This window comes from Streptomyces sp. TAA040 (assembly GCF_000424845.1).
Map to the genome: position 1 here is coordinate 60300 of NZ_AUKR01000002.1, position 18831 is coordinate 79130.

Genomic DNA, 18831 nt, shown 5'->3' on the forward strand with positions numbered 1-18831 from the left:
CCGAAGGGTCGTGGAGATGCTGCCTGCTGCCCACCGTAGGGGCATCGTCACCTCCGGCCTCTTGTCCGACGCGGCGCACTCCCCGCGGCCGCCGCTCCGCTTCGGCAGGCGTTTCGAACGGGCGGCCGACCCGCCGGTACCGAGCGCCGGGCACCGGCGGACGGACCGTCGCCCGGGCACGCGGGCCGGCCGCGAGGACCGGCACGAACGGCGGTACCGGCCTCGGGAACGTCCGAATACCTTCTTGCCGGCCTCACGGCGCTGCGGAACGATGTCGCCGCACGCGCAACCCCCACCCGTCTCGAACTGGACACCCCAGGAGATGCGATGCGCACAACGTCCCGCGGCCGGCGGACCACCTCCGCAGCCGTCCTCCTCACCCTCGCGCTGGCGCTGCCGCTCGGCGCACAGGCCACCGCCTCCCCGCCCGCGGCCGCACCGGCGGCCGACCGGGAGGCGCCCACCGCCGACGAGCGGTTGCGGCAGTACGAGGTCACCGGCATCGAAACCAGGGAGCAGCGCTCCGCGCTGGCCGCCCTGGGCGTGGCCGTGGACGAGGTCCGCGCACGCTCGGTCCTCGTCACCGCGGACGCCGCCGCGCTCGACACCCTGCACGAGCGGGGCTACCGGACGACGGCGCTGCGCACCCCCGCCGAGCGCGGCGGCGAGGTCGCGGCGGCGGCGCCGTCCGACTACCACAGCTATGCCGAGGTGACGGGGGAGGTCGACGCGCTCGTCCGCGACCACCCGGAGCTGGTGAGCCGGCAGGTGATCGGCCGCAGCCACCAGGGCCGCGACATCCTGGCGGTGAAGATCAGCTCCGACGTCCGGAGCGACCGGGACAAGCCCGAGGTGCTGTTCACGCACAACATGCACGCCCGGGAGCACCTGACGACCGAGATGGCGCTCTACCTGATGCGGGAGTTCACCTCGGGCTACGGAAGCGACAGCCGGGTGACCCGGATGCTGGACGAGCGCGAGGTCTGGGTCATCCCCACGGTCAACCCGGACGGCAAGGTCTACGACCAGGACTCCGGCACCTTCCGCATGTGGCGCAAGAACCGCCAGCCGAACGCGGGCAGTTCGTCGGTCGGCACCGACCTGAACCGCAACTTCGACTACCGCTGGGGCTGCTGCGGCGGCTCCTCCGGTTCGCCCGGCAGCCAGACCTACCGCGGCAGCTCCGGCGAGTCCGCCCCGGAGACCGGGGTGGTCGCCGACTTCGTGCGCAGCCGGGTGGTCGGCGGCGAGCAGCAGATCGCCGCGCACATCGACTTCCACACGTACGGCGAACTCGTGCTCTGGCCCTACGGCTACACCTACTCCGACACCGCTCCCGGCCTGACCCGCGACGACCGGGACGCCCACGCCGCGATCGGCAGCCTGCTCGCCGACAGCAACGGGTACGCGCCGCAGCAGTCCAGCGACCTCTACGTCACCGACGGCTCGGTGGGCGACTGGATGTGGGGCGACCAACGCATCTTCTCCTACACCTTCGAGATGTACCCGCCGTCCGGGCACCCGGACGGCTTCTACCCGCCGGGCAGCGTCATCGCGCGCGAGACGCGGCGCAACCGCGACGCCGTCCTGCTCCTGCTGGAGAACGCCGACTGCATGTACCGCTCGATCGGCAAGGAGGCGCAGTACTGCACAGCCTGACGGCGTTCCGGGCGTACGACGGTGACGGCGGCCGCGGGTCGCCGTCACCGGCCGGTGGAGCCCCCGCTCCCGTCAGGGCCCGGCTGTCACCCGGGGCACATGGGTGGCCTTGAGGGAGAGCCACAGCTCCATCCGGACGTCCGGGTCGTCCAGCGAACGTCCGAGGATCTCCTCCACCCGGCGCATCCGGTACCGCAGGGTGTGCCGGTGCACGCCCAGCTCGGCCGCGGCGGCGTCCCACTGCCCGTGGCGGGAGAGCCAGGCCCGCAGCGAGGCGACGAGGTCGCCGCGGCCGCTCGCGTCGTGCTCGTGCAGCGGCCGCAGCATCCCGTCGGCGAACGCCCGGACGGCGTCCTCGGCGAGCAGCGGAAGCACCGAACCGGCGGCCATGTCCTCGTGCTCCACCAGCGCAGCGCCCCGGCGGCGGGCGACGGACAGCGCCTGGTCGGCTTGTTTGAACGCGGTCGCCGCGGCGGATATGCCCGTCGGGGCGGAGACCCCGACCGCGAGTTCCTCGCCCAGCCCGCGGACGTACTCGGCGCAGGACGCCACGGCAGCGCCGCCGTCCGCGGCGAGCACCACGAGCCGGGTACTGTCCGGCACCACGAGGACCGACTCCCCGCTGCGTGCGGCACCGGACTCGACGGCGTCGGCGAGGAGTTCGAGGGGCCCGGGGTCGGCGGGCGCGGCCTGCGGGACCGCCTCCGCCACCAGCACCCGCAGCGGTATGTCCAGCAGCGTCCCGTAGAGGTTGCCGGCCACCGCGCGGGCGTGTTCCGCCTCGCCGGAGACCAGCATCCGCAGCACCGCGGCGCCGAGCCGCTGCTCGGCCTCCTGGAGGGCCCGGGACCGCTCGGTGGTGAGGGTGAGGAGCGCGGTCGCGGAGTTGGCGGCGTACCGCTCCGCGGTGCCCAGCGGAGCGTCGGTGCCCACGGCGAGGACCGCGCGGACCCGGCGGCCGGTGCCGATCGTCTGCAACTCCACCCGGTCGGACTCGACCCCGCTGAGCACCGCGCTCGCGGGGGCGGGGCGATCGCGCAGCCGCCTGACGTCCCCGGTGATCCGTCCCGCCCTGCGCTGCGCCCAGTGCGGGGCGGCGGCGACGAGGGCGCCCGAGACGTCGTAGAGGGCCGCCCAGCCGGACACGTGCGCGGCGAGCCGGGCGAGGAGTGCCGTGGGGCCCTCCGCGGAGAGCGCCGCGCGGGTCAGCTCCCGCTGGGCCTCGAACCCGGCCGTGACGGAGCGGTACTGCTCGGCGGCGATCGCAGCCGAGACGGCCTTGGTGATCGCGATGAACGGGGTGCGCCGGGGCACCTCCAGAAGCGGGAAGTCCACCGCGCGCGCCGCGTCCACCAGCGCCTTCGGTACCCGCTCGTAGTTCACCCCGGCCGCGAACCCCAGGCCGACCACCCCGGCGCCGGAGAGCCGACCCAGGTAGCGGCGCATCGCCTCCGGGTCCTCGGCGTCCAGCTTCAGCGCGGTGACCAGCAGCAGCTCACCGCCGTCCAGGTAGGGCACCGGGTCGGCCAGCTCGCTTACCTGCGCCCAGCGCACTGGCACGGAGAGGCGGCCCTCTCCCGCGAGTACGGACAGCTTCAGCGAGGAGTGCTGCACGAGTGAAGCGAGGGTGGGCTGCATGGCTCGGTCGTTGCCTGCCTTCTGGCGGACGGTGCAGGGGTTCTTGGGCCGTACCGTAGTGCGGACCGACGGGCCCTGGTACTCAGCGTACAACTGCCCCGCACCGGGGGACGGCCCGGCGCCCTTCCCTCTCCGGGGCACCGCGCCGGAGCCGCCGCCCTGCGGACCACCGGCCGCTACTGCTCACCGAGCCGGGCGAGCACCGGGGGCCCGGACCGGCCGCGGACGGAGGTGACCGAGAACACCGCGTGGCCCGGCGGCACCTTGTGCGCGAGCTCCGAGGAAGACCACCTGGCCCGCTGCACCGTCCGCACGGTGACCGACTCGGTGGTCGCCCGCACGCCGGTGAACAGGGTGCGCACCCCCCGCAGGACCCGCTTGAGGCCGCCACCGGAGTGGTCCGGGTTCCGCGTGACGTCCTCGGTCTCCACCCAGTCCTCGCCCCAGGCCCGGGCGAACACCTCGCCGTCCCAGGTGGTCACGCCGGAGAAGACGACCTTGCAGCCCACGGTGCCGAGCAGCGGGCTGCGCAACCGCTCGGGCACGTCGTCGAGACTGCGCAGGGTGAGCACGGCGCCGGCGTTGACCGAGCGCAACTGCCGCAGCCCGCGCACCGCTTCGGCGGTGACCGCGTGCGAGGCGTCGTCGAGGACGAGGCAGGTGAACAGCGAGCGGTCCTCCCGTCCGACGGCGGCCGCGGCGAACTGCGCCAGCACCAGCCGGGTGAGGACGCGGCAGGCCTCCGCGTGCCCCCGGGCGGGGAGGTCGATCCGCACCCGGAGCGGGTGCGCGAGATCGCGCAGCGAGAACGGGCGCGGCCCGGTGCGGCCGTCGCCGCCGGGGCCGCTCCCGGCCCCGGCGCGGTGACCGGTCTCGGCCGCACCGCCGAAGAAGTCGGCGAAGGCGGGCCGGGTGAGCAACGACAGCCGGTCGGCGAGCAGCCCCCCGATGTCCCCGGGGCGGGCCGACTGCCGCTCCCGCACCGTCAGTTCGCGCTGCTGTCCGAACTCCCCCGCGGTGTCCAGCGCTTCCCGCAACCCGGCCAGCGCCACCGGTGAGCCGTCCAGCAGCTCGCGCAGCTCCCGTACGGAGGGGAACCGTCCGTACGCCGCCCGGTGCGGGCCGAGGAGCTGCGCGAGGGCGGTGGCCGCGGCCCGGGGGTCGCTCGCGCTGCCCGCCTCCGCGCCGAGCAGCGCCTCGGCGAGCAGGACCGCCGCTTCGTCCGGGTCGGTGGTGCCGCCGTACAGGTCGAGGTCGTGCCGCGAACGCGGGTCACCGAGCCGGATCACCACGTCGAAGGCGTCGTCGGCGCCGAGACCGGCGCCGGCCGCCCCCACCGCGACCACGGCGGCCTGCCCGGCCAGCGCGCGCAGGCAGAGGGCCTCCACGGCGGGGCGGACGATCCGGGCCGTCTTGCCGCAGCCCGGCGGGCCGACGGCCAGCAGCGAGGTGCCCAGGGTTTCGGGGTCGAGCGCAAGCCGGCACCCGCGGTGCCGGTAGGGGTTGCGCGGATCGTCCAGCGCGAGGCCGACACGGACCTGCCCGGTGAGCAGGTCGTGCGGTGCCGTGCGCACCGAGAGGTCCCGGGCCCCGGAGGGGTGGGTGAAGGCGGCCGGACCCTCGTCGAGCGCGACACCCGCGAACCGGCGCACGCCCGCCGGGTGCGAGCGCACGGTGCGCCACACCCCCTCGATGCGGACGTAGTCCAGGTCGCCCGCAGCCCCCGAGCGGACCGCCGCGGTCAGCCGGTCCGCAGCGGCGGTCTCGCCGGCGGCCCGCAGCTCCGGCCACTCGTCGAGGCGCTCGGCCGGCCGCTCGGGCATCGGCGTCCACTCCTGCGCGGCGGGCTGCTGCGGCCCCGGTCCGCGCCGCAGCACCTGCCGCCAGCGACCGATCCGGGCCGCGGCCAGCAGCAGGACCGCGGTGAACAGCACGTAGTAGGTGTTGTACGCGGCGACGTAGCCGCCGGTCTCGACCGGGGTGCGCCAGCTCTCCGGGGTGACCCACAGGAGCGGGTCGAGCCAGAACCGCCAGCCGCCCTCGCTGAAGCACAGCCCCCACACCAGCGCGGCCCCCAACAGCGCGGCGAGTGCCCGGCGGTGGGCCCGCAGCGGGGCCGACCAGCCGGTGGCCGCCCACAGCCGGCGCCGGGCGCCCTCCGGGGCGTGCCGGTCCCAGACCCGGCGCCAGCGCCCGAAATGGCCCGCGATCCACAGTAGCGGGACCAGCAGTACGGCGTAGACGCCGTAGTTGACCACCGTGACGACGAACCGGGAGTCCCCGCTGTACCAGGCGGGGGGCAGCACGGCGTAGATCCAGCCCATGAACGGCAGGTAGCCGTTCATGACCAGCGACCAGACCAGCAGCGCGACGGCGAACGTCAGCGCGGCACCGCCGAGGAGCTGCCGCTCGGGTACCTCCTCCGGCGGCTCGTCCGGCTTGGGCCGGTGCCCCTGCCGCCAGATGCCGGGAGGCGCCTCGGGACGCGGCTCCCGCAGCCAGGCCACCAGCGGAGCCGCCGCGGTCGGCGGCTCCCCGGGCATCGGCGGCACCGGGGCGGTGGTCTGCCTCGGCACCGCCGCCTGCTTGCTCCGCCAGTCCTCGTGCGCGCTCATCCGCCGCCCCTGCTCCCTGCCCGAACACTGTCCAACCTGTGCATTCCACCGCGTGGCGGGTTCAATCTAGTCCCCCCGCCGGTCAGTTGGCGCGCGTCCGGGGCGGGCCGACTGACCGGCGGGGGACGGCGCCGCCGCCCGCGGACGGTCGCTTGTCCGCCGCGGCCAACACGACACGGCCACTTCTCCGCACCGGTGCATGTCCCACCCCCTTGGCTGCCCCTAGCCTGCGAGGAGCGAGCACACCCCCGTTTCCTCCCGAGGAGAGCGCGATGACCTCTACGACCCCGATGTCTGCCATGTCCGGAGGCCCCGGCCTCCCCCAGGAGCGGCGCCTCGTCACCGCGATCCCGGGCCCCGCGTCGCAGGAGCTGCACGCCAGGAAGCAGGCCGCGGTGGCCGACGGGGTGGGCAACGTCCTGCCCGTCTACGCCAAGCGGGCCGGCGGCGGGATCCTGGAGGACGTGGACGGCAACGCCCTGATCGACTTCGGCTCGGGGATCGCCGTGACCAGCGTCGGCAACAGCGCGGAGGCCGTGGTCCGTCGGGCCTCGGCGCAGCTCTCGGAATTCACCCACACCTGCTTCATGGTGGCGCCCTACGAGGGGTACGTGGAGGTGGCCGAGGAGCTGGCGAGGCTCACTCCGGGCGACCACGCCAAGAAGTCGGCACTGTTCAACTCCGGTGCGGAGGCGGTGGAGAACGCCGTCAAGATCGCCCGGACGTACACCAAGCGGCAGGCCGTGGTGGTCTTCGACCACGGCTACCACGGCCGCACCAACCTGACGATGGCCCTCACCTCCAAGAACATGCCGTACAAGCACGGCTTCGGCCCGTTCGCCCCGGAGATCTACCGGGTGCCGGTGGCCTACCCCTACCGCTGGCTGACCGGCCCGGAGAACTGCGCGGAGGAGGCCGCGGCCCAGGCGATCGACCAGATCGGCAAGCAGGTCGGCGCGGAGAACGTCGCGGCGATCGTGATCGAGCCGGTGCTGGGCGAGGGCGGCTTCATCGAGCCCGCCAAGGGCTTCCTGCCCAGGATCGCCGAGTTCGCCCGCGACAACGGCATCGTCTTCGTCGCCGACGAGATCCAGTCCGGGTTCTGCCGGACCGGGCAGTGGTTCGCCTGCGAGGACGAGGACCTGGTGCCGGACCTCATCACCACCGCGAAGGGCATCGCCGGCGGCCTGCCGCTGGCCGCGGTGACCGGCCGCGCCGAGATGATGGACGCGGCGCACTCCGGGGGCCTCGGCGGCACGTACGGCGGCAACCCGGTGGCCTGCGCGGCGGCGCTGGGTGCGATCGAGACCATGCGCGAGCTGGACCTCTGCGCCCGGGCCCGGCGCATCGAGGAGCTGATGAAGCCGCGGCTGGAGAAGCTCGCCGAGCAGTACGGGCTCATCGGCGACGTCCGCGGGCGGGGGGCGATGCTCGCCATCGAACTGGTCGAGCCCGGCACGAAGGACCCGGCCCCCGAGCGAACCGCCGCACTGGCCGCGGCATGCCACCGGGCGGGCCTGCTGGTGCTGACCACCGGGACCTACGGCAACGTGATGCGCTTCCTGCCGCCGCTGGTGATCGGCGAGGACCTGCTCAACGAGGGCCTGGACGTGCTGGAGAACGCGCTCGCCGAACAGGCGTGACCGCCGCGACGCACGAGGGCCGGCCCGCGACGTGCGAGGGCCGGCCCGAGCGGCACCCGGCACCGCGCCCTCCGGTCCGGCCCGCCGCGTTCCAGGGGCGGGGGTTCCGCGGGTGAAGGTGCTGTGCGGGGGGCATGGGTGTGCCGTGAGCAGCCCCCCGCGCGCCTCCCGACGCCGCGTAGGGTGCGGACGAATGCACCGGGAGTCCCGCACCGCCACCGCTCGCCCGCACACGCGGGGCGGCCGGCCCGCGACGGCGGCCCGCCGGAGGGGCCGGGTTCTCGCGCGCGCTCCCCGGCGATCGGGGCGCCGTCCGTCCCACACCCCCCGGGACGTGCGGTGACCGGTGCCGCCGGCCGTCCGGGAGCCGTCCCCCCTGGCCCCGGACGGCCGGTCCTCCGCGCCCCGGCCCGTGCGAGAGCGGGCGCGGTATGCGCGCTGCTCCTCCTCTTCGCGGTACTCACCCGGCAGATCGTGGCCGGCGGCCGGCTGCGGGAACTCGACGAGAGCCTCTCCGCCCGGTGGCGGCAGCCCGCGGGCGCCGCGGGCGGGGTGGCGGAACTCCTCGCGGACCTCGGCGGCCTGGGGGTGGCACTGCCGGTCCTGGCCGCGGCGGCCGTGCTCGGAGTGCTGCGCACCGGCCGGTGGCGCCCGGTCCTGGTGCTCGGTGCGGCGACGGCGGCACTCCCGCTCCCGGTACTGCTCTGCAAGGCGCTGGTGGACCGTCCCGGTCCCTTCGGGGGCGGCGGGTACTACCCCTCCGGACACGCCGCCACCGCGGTCCTCGCCTACGGCGCCGCCGCCCACCTGCTGCTGCCGTACGCCCGCGGCCGGTACCGGCGGCCCGTGCGGTGGGCGCTGAGGTCCACCTCGGTGCTGCTGGTCACCGCCACCGGTGCGGGACTCGTCCGGTGCGGTCACCACTGGCCGCTGGACGTGGTGGCGAGTTGGTGCCTGGCAGGGGCGCTGCTGGCGGCGGCCGTGGCCCTGCTCAGCCGTCCTCCCCGGCGAGCCGGGCGGCGGCCTCGTGCATCGCCATCTCCAGTACGGCCGGATCGGTGAGCGTGCCCGAGCCGTCGGGCGGGATCAGCCAGCGCACACCGCCCGTCCGCCGCCCCGGGGAGGGCACCACGACCCAGGTGCCGCGGCCGGCGCCGCGCACTCCGGTGCCCAACCAGCGGGAGGCGGTGCCGGGCGGTACGAGGAACCCGATCCGGGACTCCCCGAAGTCGGCGAGCACCGGGCCCGGCCGTTCCAGGCAGCAGGTGAGCACGTCCAGCGTGGGGTAGCCGAGTTCACCGGTGAGGATGAGCACGTCCCACAGCCGTCCGGCGGGCAGCAGGGCCACGCCGAGCGGGCTCTGCTCCCACTCCCGGCGGCAGGCCGCCGGATCCTCCGTCCCCGAGGCCAGCCAGTCCACCGCTCGTTCGGCCCCCGCGTTGCCGCTCATGGTCATTGCCTCCTGGAGGGCGGCCCGGTCGAGGCCGCCCGCGCGTCGCGACTGTTCGGTCACGGGAGGAGAGGCGGGTGGCCCGACGTCCTTACGCCACTCCCGGGTGGTTTTCTCCGCCCCGCTCCCACGCGCCCCGGCGCGGGGCCCGGGGCGCACGCGCCGGACGGTGACGCGCGGGGCGGGGCGGACACCGGGGGCAGCCCGGCCCGGGTGGGGTACGACTACAGCGCCGGGCGGGCGTTGTAGTCGTACCCCACCCGGGCCGGGCCGTCGCGGTCCTCCCCCGTCTCGTGCACGATCACCGTGATCAGCAGCGCGACGAGAACGGCGGAGACGACGGTCGCGATGATGCCCAGCACGAAACCGACGGTGGCCGAACTCCCCCCGTGGGCCTCGCCTCGGGCCACCCGGCGGCGTGCCGTCAGACCCGTCCCGAGGGCGACCGGACCGATGAGGATGCCCAGGAGCGCACCCCACCCGGTGAGGGTGAGGACCGTCGCGACGACGCCGAGGACCATCGCGGTCGTGCAGATCCGGCTGGTGGTCGGGGGCGGCGGGTACGGCCGCCAGCCGTACGCAGGCGGCACCGGACCGGCGTGCGGAGCTCCGGCGCCGTAGGGCGACACGTACGGGGGGTGCGGGAGGTGCGGGAGGTGCGGGTGCGGCCCGTGCGGATACGGAGCGGGCCCGGCGTACGGGCCGCCCGTGGTGTACGGGCCGCCCCGCGCGTACGGGCCCGTGGGTGGGCCGGGGTACGGGGAGGGCATCGGTGTCGGGCCGGGCACGTCGGCGGGAGCGGGCGGCACGGGCGGCACTCCCGGTCCGGGCGGGCCCTTCGGCTCCGCCCCCTCCGGACGCGGGTGTTGCTCTGACATGTACCCCTCCATGATCGTTGCTCCCCGGCATGGTATGCGGGCGATCGAGGCGCCCGCATACCATGGCGAGGCACCCGCTACCGGAGGTCCCCGTTGTCCGCGCTTCCCGATCTCACCGAATTCATCGCCGGCCTGCCGAAGGCCGAACTGCACGTCCACCACGTCGGTTCCGCGTCGCCGCGGATCGTCGCCGAACTCGCCGCCCGCCATCCCGCGAGCCGGGTCCCCGCGGACCCCGACACGCTCGCGGAGTACTTCACCTTCCAGGACTTCGGCCACTTCATCGAGGTCTACCTGTCCGTGGTGGACCTGATCACGGACGCCGAGGACGTACGGCTGCTCACCTACGAGGTCGCCCGGGAGATGGCGGGGCAGAACATCCGCTACGCGGAGCTGACCGTCACGCCGTACAGCTCGACCAGCCGCGGCATCCCAGACGTCGCGTTCGTCGAGGCCATCGAGGACGCCCGCCGGGCCGCCGAGTCGGAACTGGGCGTCACACTGCGCTGGTGCTTCGACATCCCCGGCGAGGCCGGGCTGGCCGCGGCCGAGGAGACCGCCCGGATCGCCTGCACGTTGCGCCCGGAGGGGCTCGTCTCGTTCGGACTCGGCGGACCGGAGATCGGGGTCCCGCGGCCGCAGTTCAAGCCGTACTTCGACCGGGCGCTCGCCGAAGGGCTGCACAGCGTGCCGCACGCGGGGGAGACGACCGGTCCGGAGACCGTCCGGGACGCCCTCACCGCGCTGCGCGCCGAGCGCATCGGGCACGGCATCAGCGCGGCGCAGGATACGGAACTGCTCCGCCACCTCGCGGAGCAGCGCATCCCGCTGGAGGTGTGCCCGACCTCGAACATCGCCACCCGGGCCGTCCGTACCCTGGACGAGCACCCGCTGCGGCGCTTGGTGGAGGCCGGGGTCCCCGTCACGATCAACAGCGACGACCCGCCGATGTTCGGCACCGACCTGAACACCGAGTACGCGATCGCCGCACGTCTGCTGGAACTGGACGCCGCCGGCGTGGCCACCCTCGCCGGCAACGCCGTGGAGGCCTCCTTCATGCCGGAGGCGAAGAAGGCCGAGCTGAACGCGGAGATCGCGGCGCACCTGGCGGCCTGGCAGTCGCCCTGAACCCGCCCGGCGGCCGGCCCGGTGACGACCGGACCGGCCGCTCCCCCGGCCGGGCCCGCGGGCCCGGCCGGGGGAGCCGGCTCAGAGCGCCGTCATCACGTGCTTCACCCGGGTGTAGTCCTCGAAGCCGTAGGCGGAGAGGTCCTTCCCGTATCCCGAGCGCTTGAAGCCGCCGTGCGGCATCTCCGCGACGAGCGGGATGTGGGTGTTGATCCACACGCAGCCGAAGTCCAGCGCCTTGGAGAGCCGCATCGCCCGGGCGTGGTCCTTGGTCCACACCGAGGAGGCCAGCGCGTAGTCGATGTCGTTCGCCCGCTCGACGGCCTGGGCCTCGCCGGAGAAGCGCTGCACCGTGATGACGGGGCCGAAGACCTCGTTCTGGATGATCTCGTCGTCCTGCCGGAGGCAGGAGACCACGGTGGGAGCGAAGAAGTAGCCCTTCTCCCCGACCCGTTCGCCGCCGGTCTCCACCTTGGCGTGCGCGGGCAGCCGGTCGATGAAGCCCTGGACCCTCTCCAGGTGCGCGGCACTGTTCAGCGGGCCGTAGGCGCAGTCCTCGTCGCTCGGATCGCCCGTGCGCACCTGGGAGGCGGCCTTCGCCAGTGCGGCGACGAACTCGTCGTGGACCCGCTCGTCGACCAGCACCCGGGTGGCCGCGGTGCAGTCCTGCCCGGCGTTGAAGAACCCGGCGTCCTTGATGCCCTCCGCCGCCGCGGTGAGGTCGGCGTCCCCGAAGACGAGCACCGGCGCCTTGCCGCCCAGCTCCAGGTGGACGCGCTTGACGTCCTTGGCAGCGGCGGTGGCGACCTCGGTGCCCGCCCGTACCGAGCCGGTGATCGACGCCATCGCCGGCGTGGAGTGCTCGACCATCAGCCGACCCGTGTCGCGGTCGCCGCAGACCACGTTGAAGACCCCCTTGGGCAGGATCTGCCCCATCAGCTCCGCCATGTGCACCGTCGAGGCGGGGGTCGTGTCGGAGGGCTTGAGCACGACGGTGTTGCCCGCCGCGAGAGCCGGGGCGAACTTCCAGACCGCCATCATCATCGGGTAGTTCCAGGGCGCCACCTGGGCGCAGACCCCGACCGGTTCGCGGCGTACGAAGGAGGTCAGTCCCTCCATGTACTCGCCGGCCGACTTCCCCTCCAGCATCCGGGCGGCACCGGCGAAGAAGCGGATCTGGTCGAGCATCATCGGCAGTTCCTCCTGCCGGGTCAGCTCCAGCGGCTTGCCGGTGTCCTTGCACTCGACGGCCAGGAGTTCGTCGGCGTGCTTCTCCAGCGCGTCGGCGATCTTCAGGACAGCCAGCTGGCGGGTCGCCGGAGTGGCGTCACGCCAGGCCGGGAAGGCGGCCGCGGCGGCGGCCATGGCGGCGTCGACGTCCGTCGGTCCGGACAGTGCCGCCCGGGCGTAGGTCTCGCCGGTCGTCGGGTCGACCACCTCCGTGGTCCGCCCGTCCGCGGCGTCCCGGAACTCGCCGTCGATGTAGTTGCGCAGCCGACGCAGCTCGGTGGTCACTTGGCGCCCTCCTGCTCCGTTGTCCGATGGGTGAGACACCCACCCTAACCGCCCGCTCCGCGGATGCCCCGGGCTGCGGGACGGCGGCGGGAGCGGCGGGGAGCGGCAAGGACGGCGGGCGGCGGAGCGCCACCCGAAGGGAGCAACCTGCGCCGCGCCGCCCGGCCGGTCCCCCCGTCGGCCGACCGCCGTGCGTACCGTGCACTGACCAGTACTCCCGCCGCTCGTTCACCCCGACGGGAGAGGCACGAGCCGGAGGTGAGCAGTGTCCGCCGAAGTGGCCCCGCCCGAGAACGACGACGTGCTGCGGGCACATGGACTGCAGTATTCGTACGACGGCTCGCCCGCCCTGCGGGACGTGGCCCTCCGCGTCGGAGCCGGCGAGCTCGTCACCGTCACCGGACCCCGCGGCAGTGGCAAGAGCACCCTGCTGGCCTGCCTGTCCGGCCGGCTGCCCGCGGAGAGCGGAGAGGTGGCGTGCGAGGGTCGCGTCCTGGCAGCACTGCCGGGACGCGACCGGGAGCGCCTGCGCCGGGACCGCTTCGGCTGGGTCGGCAGCAGACCCGAGCTCCTCCCCGAGCTGACGGCGTGGGAGAACGCCGCCCTGCCGCTGCTGCTGGCAGGGGTACGGCACCGCACCGCCAAGCGCGCCGCGTACGAGTGGCTCGAACGCCTCGACATCGCCGACTGCGCCCGGCACCGGCCCCGCGCCCTGGACATCGCCACCCGCCAGCGCGTCGCCGTCGCCCGCTCCCTGGTGCACGCCCCGGCCGTGGTCCTCGCCGACGAACCGGCCGCGCCGCTGCACCGCGCGGACCGCACCCAGGTGCTGCGCACCCTGACCAGCGCGGCCCGCTCGCACGGCATCGCGGTGCTGCTCACCGGGCCCGAGCCCGGCGCCGGAGCCGGTACCGAACAGGCCGGCACGGTGTCCGCGGACCGCGACTACCGACTCGCCGACGGCCTGCTCACCCCGGCCGCCCCGCCGCACCAGGGCGGCGCGGGCCCCGAGGTAGCGGAGGGCACCGCACAGGCCGACGCGCCCGGAGGCGGCAACGGCACCGACGACTCCAAGGACCGTGCCGCGTGCTCGCTCTCCGCCTGATCCGCGGTTCGCGGCCGAAGGCCCTGTTCCGGCGCCTGCTGCTCGCGGCCGCCGCGGGCTGTGTCGGTTTCCTGCTGCTCGCCGCCCTCAGCCACGCCCTGCAGTACCCCGACCGCGCCGGCGCCTCGGCCGTGCGCCTCCTGTGGTGCCTGGTCCCACTGGCCGCGGTGGTGCACTACGCCGTCACCGTGGCACGCTCCCACCCGGACCCGGGTGCGCGGTCCGCGTTGGACGCCGCCGGCGCCGACTCGCCCAGCCTTCCGGCGCTCGCTGCGGTCTCCACGGCGGTCGCCTGTCTGCTCGGCAGCGCGCTGGCCCTGCTCGTCCACCTCCACCTGCGGGGCGATCTCACCGGACTCCCCTTCGACGGCGCCGCGAACGAACTCGTGGCCGCCGACCGCGAGATGCCCGTGCCCGCCGCACTGACCCTGCTGCTGGTGCTGCCGGTGGCCGCGTCCGCGGCGAGCGCGGTGGCGCTCCGTCCGCGTCCCCCGCAGCCCGGGTCCGCGCCCGGCGAACCGTCGCGCCCGTCCGGGACGCATCCCTCGCACGGGCTGCCCTGGGGGGCCGCGCTCATCGCCTTCGGCTTGGCACTGGAGGCGTTCAGCGGCCGGGAAGCGGCACAGATGCCGCTTCCCGGAGCGGCCGAGGGCCTGCCTGCGGGCATCGCGGCGGGCTGGATCCTGGTCGGCCTCGGGCTGACGCTGGCGGGTCCCGCCCTGATGCACTTCGCTGGCAGGCTGCTGGCCGCGGGCCGGCCGGGAGCGGCCCGGCTGCTCGGCGGCCGGGCGCTTCAGGAGGAGGCTCCTCGCCTGGGCCGCCCGCTCGGCGTGCTCTGCGCGGTGGCGGCCGGCGCCGTCTGCGCGTTCCACGTCTACGGCAGCACCGAGGCCCTCGGTCCGCTCACTGTCCTGGGCGGCCTCGTGGTCCTCGTCTGCACGAGCGCCGCCGTGCTCGGCACCGCCGCCGACGCCCGCGCGGCACGCGCCCCGGCCGACCTCCTGCTGCGGCGGCTGGGGGCGCCGGGATCCCTGCGACGCGGCTCCGTGGCACTGCGCCTCACCGCGCTGGCCGCGGTGCTCGGCCCGCTGACCTGGGCCCTTGCCCAGCTCGCCGCGCTGCCCCTGGCCACCGCCTGACCGCACGCCCCACCCGGCCCGGCACGCGGCTGCCCGGCACGGCGTCAGTCCGCGCCGGGCAGCCGGACCACCTCCGCCGGATCGAACGCCACCCCCACCTCCGCCCCCGGGTCCGGGGCGGTGTGCAGCGGGCAGGTCGCCTCCAGCGGCGGACCCGACACGGGTTCCAGCACCAGCGCCACCCGGTCACCGCGGAACGTGCGGGTCCGCACGGTGCAGCGCAGGGCGCCCGCCCCGCCCGTGAGACGCACCCCGGCCGGCCGCACCAGCAGGCGGCAGTCCCCGTCGGCCGTGCCCTCGGGCACCGGTACCGGGCCCCAGGGCGACTCGGCCACCGCACCCCGCACCACCGCCGGCACCACGTTGTCGAACCCGAGGAACCGGGCCACGAACTCCGAGGCGGGCCGCTGCCAGACCTCCAGCGGGCTGCCGGTCTGGGCGATCGCGCCGTCCCGCATCACCACCACCCGGTCCGCCAGCGCGAAGGCCTCGCCCTGGTCGTGGGTGACCGCCAGCACTGTGGTGCCCAACCGCTCGAAGAGTCCGCGCAGTTCCACCACCAGCCGCTCCCGCAGATGGCGGTCGAGCTGCCCGAGCGGCTCGTCCAGCATCAGCAGCGCCGGCTCCGGGGCGAGCGCCCTGGCCAGCGCCACCCGCTGCTGCTCGCCACCGGAGAGGGCGGAGACCGCCCGACGCTCGGCCCCGGGCAGGCCCACCAGGTCCAGCAACCGGGCCACCCGCTCGGCCCGCTGCTCCCGTCCCGTCCCGCGCATGCGCAGGCCGAAGCCGACGTTGCCGCCGACGTCGCGCTGCGGGAAGAGCTGGTGGTCCTGGAACATCAACCCCAGCCCGCGGCGGTGCACGGGCACGTGCGCCTGGTCCCGGCCGTCGAGCAGCACCCGGCCCGCGTCCGCCCGTTGGAGGCCGGCGACCACCCGCAGCAGCGTGGACTTGCCGCTGCCGCTCGGTCCCAGTACGCAGACGATCTGCCGGGCGGAGACCGCCAGATCCACCGCGTCGAGCGCCGTTCGCCTCCCGAAGCGCACGGTGACGCCTTCCAGTTCCAGGGACGCCATGGTCAGAACTCTCCCGATCGGTCGGTGCGCACCCGTTCCAGGGCCAGCAGGGTCACCGCGCACACCAGCATCAGCACCGTGCTGAGCGCCATGGCCTGCCCGTAGTTCAGCTCTCCCGCCCGCCCGAGCAGGCGCTCCACCGCGATCGGCAGCGTCGGGGTGTCCGGGCGGGCGATGAACACCGTCGCGCCGAACTCGCCGAGCGAAACGGCGAAGGCGAAGCCCGCCGCGACCAGCAGCGCCCGCCGCACCAGCGGCAGGTCCACCTCCCGCCAGGCCCGCAGCGGCGAGGCGCCCAGCACCGCCGCCGCTTCCCGCAACCGGTCGTCGACCGCACGCAGCACCGGCAGCATCGTCCGCACCACGAAGGGCACGCCGACAAGCGCCTGGGCCAGCGGCACCAGGATCCAGGACGAGCGCAGGTCCAGCGGCGGCTCGTCCAGCGCGACGAGGAAACCGAAGCCCACCGTGACGGCCGAGGTGCCCAGCGGCAGCATCAGCAGCGCGTCGAAACCGCGCACCAGCCTTCCGCCGCGCCGGGTGAGGGCGGCGGCAGCCAGGCCCCCGACCAGCAGTGCGATCACGGTCGCCACGGCTGCGTAGCCGAGGGAGTTGCCGATCGCGGTCACCGGGGCGACGACGAAGGTGCTGTCGATCCCGGGCGGCGACTGGAGGGCGCGGTAGAACACCGTGCCGTAGCCGTCGGGACCGGCCAGCGAGCGTTCCACCAGCACCGCGAGCGGGAGCACCAGCAGCAACGCGATCACCAGCAGCTGCGACCAGAGCAGCGCCCACTGGCCGCGGCCCCGGGGCCGCGGCGGACGTGCCTGCCCGCCGAGCAGCCGCAGCGTGCTCTCCCGCCGGCGCACCGTCCAGGCGTGCACCGCGAGCAGCCCGAGCACCGCGGCGAACTGGAGCAGGGTCAGGACGGCGGCGGTCGGCAGGTCGAGGAACTGGGCGGTCTGCCGGTAGATCTCCACCTCCAGCGTGGCGTAGCGCGCCCCGCCGAGGATCTGCACGACGCCGAAGGAGGTGAAGGTGAAGAGGAAGACCATCAGGGCGGCGGCGGCGACCGCGGGCGCGAGGGCGGGCAGGGTGATCCGCCGCCAGGCCGTCAGCCGCCCCGCTCCCAGCACCCGCGCGGCCTCCTCCTGCCCCGGGCCGAGCTGCGCCCACAGGCCGCCCACGGTGCGCACCACCACGGCGTAGTTGAAGAACACGTGGGCAAGCAGGATCGCCCACACCCCGTCGTCCAGCCGGACGCCCCAGGTCTCGTCCAGCAGGCCGCCGCGGCCGAGCAGGCCGAGGAAGGCCGATCCCACCACCACGGTCGGCAGCACGAACGGCACGGTGACCACCGCGCGCATCAGGTGCTTGCCGGGGAAGTCGAAACGCGCGAAGACGTAGGCGCCGGGCAGCGCCACCGCCAGGGTCAGCAGGGTGGACGCCGCCGCCTGCCAGAGCGTGAACCACAGCACCTGGCCGGTCTCCGGGGCCGTCAGTACCTCCGCGGCCCCGGCGAACTGCCAGCGCCCGTCGGCGTACAACCCTCGGGAGACGATGGCGGCGACCGGATAGCCGAAGAACAGCCCGAAGAAGAGGAGCGGCAGCGTCATGAGCGCGGCCCGCACGGCGGCGGACCGCCGGACCGCGGCGGGCCGCCCCTCGGTAAGCCACCATCGCCGCCCGCGCGGCGCTCCGCTCCCGGCGCCTCCCGGGAGGACCGTCTCCGCCCCGGGGTTCACTTCAGCAGCGCGGACCACTGCTTGACCCACTGCTCCCGGTTCTGCGCGATCCGCTCCGGTGCGACGCGGTGCGGATCGTCGATCTGCTCCCCGTACTCGGTGAACACCTCGGGCAGCTCGGCGTCGGGAAGCACGGGGTTGACGAACATGTTGAGCGGCATGTCCTCCTGGAACGTCCTGCCGATCATGAAGTCCAGCAGCGCCCTGCCGCCCTCGGCGTTGGCGGCGCCGTCGAGCAGCCCGGCGAACTCGATCTGCCGGAAGCAGGTCCCGGTGGAGACCCCGGTCGGCGCCTGCGCGGGCTCCTGGTCCTCGCCGTACACCACCTCGGCGGGCGGGCTGGAGGCGTAGGAGACGACGAGCGGCCGGTCGCCGCTCTTCCCCCCGGACGCCGAACCCGTGAACCGGCCGTCGTAGGCCTGCTCCCAGCCGTCGACCATCGCCACGCCGTTGTCCTTGAGCCGCTTCCAGTAGTCCTGCCAGCCGTCCTCGCCGAACTCGCCGACGGTGGCCAGCAGGAACGCGAGACCGGGCGAGGAGGTGGCGGCGTTCTCGACGACCAGCAGGTCCTCGTACGCGGGGTCGGTGAGGTCGTCCAGCGTCTGCGGCGGCTCGACGTCCCGTTCCTCGAAGTACGCCCGGTCGTAGTTCACGCAGACGTCACCGGTGTCGATCGGGGTGACCCGGCCCTCGTCGTCGAGCCGGAGGTCCTCGGGCACCGCGTCCACGCCGTCGGCCCGGTACTCGGTGAAGAGTTCCTCGTCGAGCGCCTTGGACAGCATCGTGTTGTCGATGCCGAAGAGCAGGTCGCCCTGCGGGTTGCCCTTGCTGAGGATCGCCTGGTTGACCGTCGCGCCCGCGTCCCCGCCGCGCAGGACCTCCACCCGGTAGCCGGTCTCCTCGGTGAACTGCTCCAGCACGTCCTCGGACGCGGCGAAGGAGTTGTGGGTGACCAGGGTGACGGTGTCGGACTCCGGTTTCCCGGACGCGTCCGAGCCGTCCGACCCCCCGCAGGCGCCGAGCAGCAGGGCGGCGAGCACGGTGGCGGCGAGGGTGGGTGAGGTGCGCTTCATCGGAGCTGCTTTCGGATACGGGCGCACGAAAGCAGCACACGAGAGGTACCGAACTTCCTACCCAGCATGACCTGGGCGAGGTTCGAGGGTCTGCAGCCGGACGGTGCTGCACTCTCAGCGCTGCGTGCGCTCCCCTGTCGGACGAGATGTGGAACGTATGCGGTTAT

At 74.6% G+C, this 18831-nt stretch carries 14 protein-coding genes; 6 read left to right on the forward strand and 8 right to left on the reverse strand.

The features are described 5' to 3' along the window. Window positions 1-327 precede the first annotated feature (327 nt). Entirely contained in the window at window positions 328-1659 is a 1332-nt protein-coding gene (locus H300_RS0102310; protein ID WP_028426121.1) for a M14 family metallopeptidase, read from the forward strand. A gap of 72 nt (window positions 1660-1731) precedes the next feature. Here the strand turns inward: H300_RS0102310 and H300_RS0102315 are convergent, their stop codons facing one another. Both H300_RS0102315 and H300_RS0102320 read right to left on the reverse strand, forming a co-directional pair. After that, window positions 1732-3297, reverse strand: a complete 1566-nt coding sequence (locus tag H300_RS0102315; RefSeq protein WP_028426122.1) for a PucR family transcriptional regulator — start codon at window positions 3295-3297, stop codon at window positions 1732-1734. Window positions 3298-3473: 176 nt separating this feature from the next. After that, window positions 3474-5912, reverse strand: a complete 2439-nt coding sequence (locus H300_RS0102320; protein WP_486583478.1) for an ATP-binding protein — start codon at window positions 5910-5912, stop codon at window positions 3474-3476. Window positions 5913-6202: 290 nt separating this feature from the next. Between H300_RS0102320 and gabT the strand changes: the two genes are divergently transcribed. Then, on the forward strand, window positions 6203-7555 hold the full coding sequence (gene gabT / locus H300_RS0102325; RefSeq protein ID WP_028426124.1) for a 4-aminobutyrate--2-oxoglutarate transaminase: 1353 nt from the start codon (window positions 6203-6205) through the stop codon (window positions 7553-7555). Between the two features lie 339 nt (window positions 7556-7894). Further along, entirely contained in the window at window positions 7895-8617 is a 723-nt protein-coding gene (locus tag H300_RS0102330) for a phosphatase PAP2 family protein (RefSeq protein WP_028426125.1), read from the forward strand. Here the strand turns inward: H300_RS0102330 and H300_RS0102335 are convergent. Together H300_RS0102335 and H300_RS29080 are read right to left on the reverse strand one after the other, a co-directional pair. Continuing rightward, window positions 8547-9005 (reverse strand): hypothetical protein, encoded by a 459-nt coding sequence (locus tag H300_RS0102335; protein WP_037978975.1) that lies wholly within the window; start codon window positions 9003-9005, stop codon window positions 8547-8549. The two genes, H300_RS0102330 and H300_RS0102335, sit on opposite strands and share 71 nt — an antisense overlap. A 224-nt stretch (window positions 9006-9229) precedes the next feature. After that, entirely contained in the window at window positions 9230-9883 is a 654-nt protein-coding gene (locus tag H300_RS29080) for a DUF4190 domain-containing protein (RefSeq protein ID WP_158678307.1), read from the reverse strand. Window positions 9884-9976: 93 nt separating this feature from the next. On the opposite strand from H300_RS29080, the gene H300_RS0102345 reads away from it, so the two are divergent. Next, window positions 9977-11011, forward strand: coding sequence for an adenosine deaminase (locus H300_RS0102345; RefSeq protein WP_028426127.1), 1035 nt, complete (start codon window positions 9977-9979; stop codon window positions 11009-11011). A gap of 81 nt (window positions 11012-11092) precedes the next feature. On the opposite strand, the gene H300_RS0102350 is transcribed toward H300_RS0102345, so the two are convergent. Continuing rightward, complete coding sequence (locus H300_RS0102350) at window positions 11093-12526, reverse strand: gamma-aminobutyraldehyde dehydrogenase (protein WP_028426128.1); 1434 nt, start codon at window positions 12524-12526, stop codon at window positions 11093-11095. A 265-nt stretch (window positions 12527-12791) separates the two neighbouring features. Here H300_RS0102350 and H300_RS0102355 point away from each other — a divergent pair, with 265 nt between their 5' ends. Beyond that, the gene (locus tag H300_RS0102355) at window positions 12792-13631 is read left to right on the forward strand and encodes an ATP-binding cassette domain-containing protein (RefSeq protein ID WP_037978932.1); all 840 of its coding nucleotides are present in this window, start codon (window positions 12792-12794) and stop codon (window positions 13629-13631) included. Beyond that, complete coding sequence (locus H300_RS0102360; RefSeq protein ID WP_028426130.1) at window positions 13613-14770, forward strand: hypothetical protein; 1158 nt, start codon at window positions 13613-13615, stop codon at window positions 14768-14770. Before H300_RS0102355 ends, H300_RS0102360 begins: the two co-directional genes overlap by 19 nt. Before the next feature lie 44 nt (window positions 14771-14814). Here the strand turns inward: H300_RS0102360 and H300_RS0102365 are convergent, their stop codons facing one another. From H300_RS0102365 to H300_RS0102375, 3 genes are all read right to left on the reverse strand, one after another. Beyond that, the gene (locus H300_RS0102365) at window positions 14815-15846 is read right to left on the reverse strand and encodes an ABC transporter ATP-binding protein (RefSeq protein ID WP_028426131.1); all 1032 of its coding nucleotides are present in this window, start codon (window positions 15844-15846) and stop codon (window positions 14815-14817) included. Window positions 15847-15848: 2 nt separating this feature from the next. After that, window positions 15849-17462 (reverse strand): ABC transporter permease, encoded by a 1614-nt coding sequence (locus H300_RS0102370; protein ID WP_037978978.1) that lies wholly within the window; start codon window positions 17460-17462, stop codon window positions 15849-15851. A gap of 125 nt (window positions 17463-17587) precedes the next feature. Next, window positions 17588-18664: a thiamine ABC transporter substrate-binding protein gene (locus H300_RS0102375; RefSeq protein WP_028426133.1), complete on the reverse strand. Its 1077-nt coding sequence runs from the start codon at window positions 18662-18664 to the stop codon at window positions 17588-17590. Window positions 18665-18831: the final 167 nt, after the last annotated feature.

Coding starts and splice junctions, on each gene's coding strand:
- H300_RS0102310 (WP_028426121.1), top strand. CDS start 328: ATGCGCACAACGTCCCGCGGCCGGCGGACCACCTCCGCAGCCGTCCTC.
- H300_RS0102315 (WP_028426122.1), bottom strand. CDS start 3,297: ATGCAGCCCACCCTCGCTTCACTCGTGCAGCACTCCTCGCTGAAGCTG.
- H300_RS0102320 (WP_486583478.1), bottom strand. CDS start 5,912: ATGAGCGCGCACGAGGACTGGCGGAGCAAGCAGGCGGCGGTGCCGAGG.
- gabT (WP_028426124.1), top strand. CDS start 6,203: ATGTCTGCCATGTCCGGAGGCCCCGGCCTCCCCCAGGAGCGGCGCCTC.
- H300_RS0102335 (WP_037978975.1), bottom strand. CDS start 9,005: ATGAGCGGCAACGCGGGGGCCGAACGAGCGGTGGACTGGCTGGCCTCG.
- H300_RS29080 (WP_158678307.1), bottom strand. CDS start 9,883: ATGTCAGAGCAACACCCGCGTCCGGAGGGGGCGGAGCCGAAGGGCCCG.
- H300_RS0102365 (WP_028426131.1), bottom strand. CDS start 15,846: ATGGCGTCCCTGGAACTGGAAGGCGTCACCGTGCGCTTCGGGAGGCGA.
- H300_RS0102370 (WP_037978978.1), bottom strand. CDS start 17,462: ATGACGCTGCCGCTCCTCTTCTTCGGGCTGTTCTTCGGCTATCCGGTC.
- H300_RS0102375 (WP_028426133.1), bottom strand. CDS start 18,664: ATGAAGCGCACCTCACCCACCCTCGCCGCCACCGTGCTCGCCGCCCTG.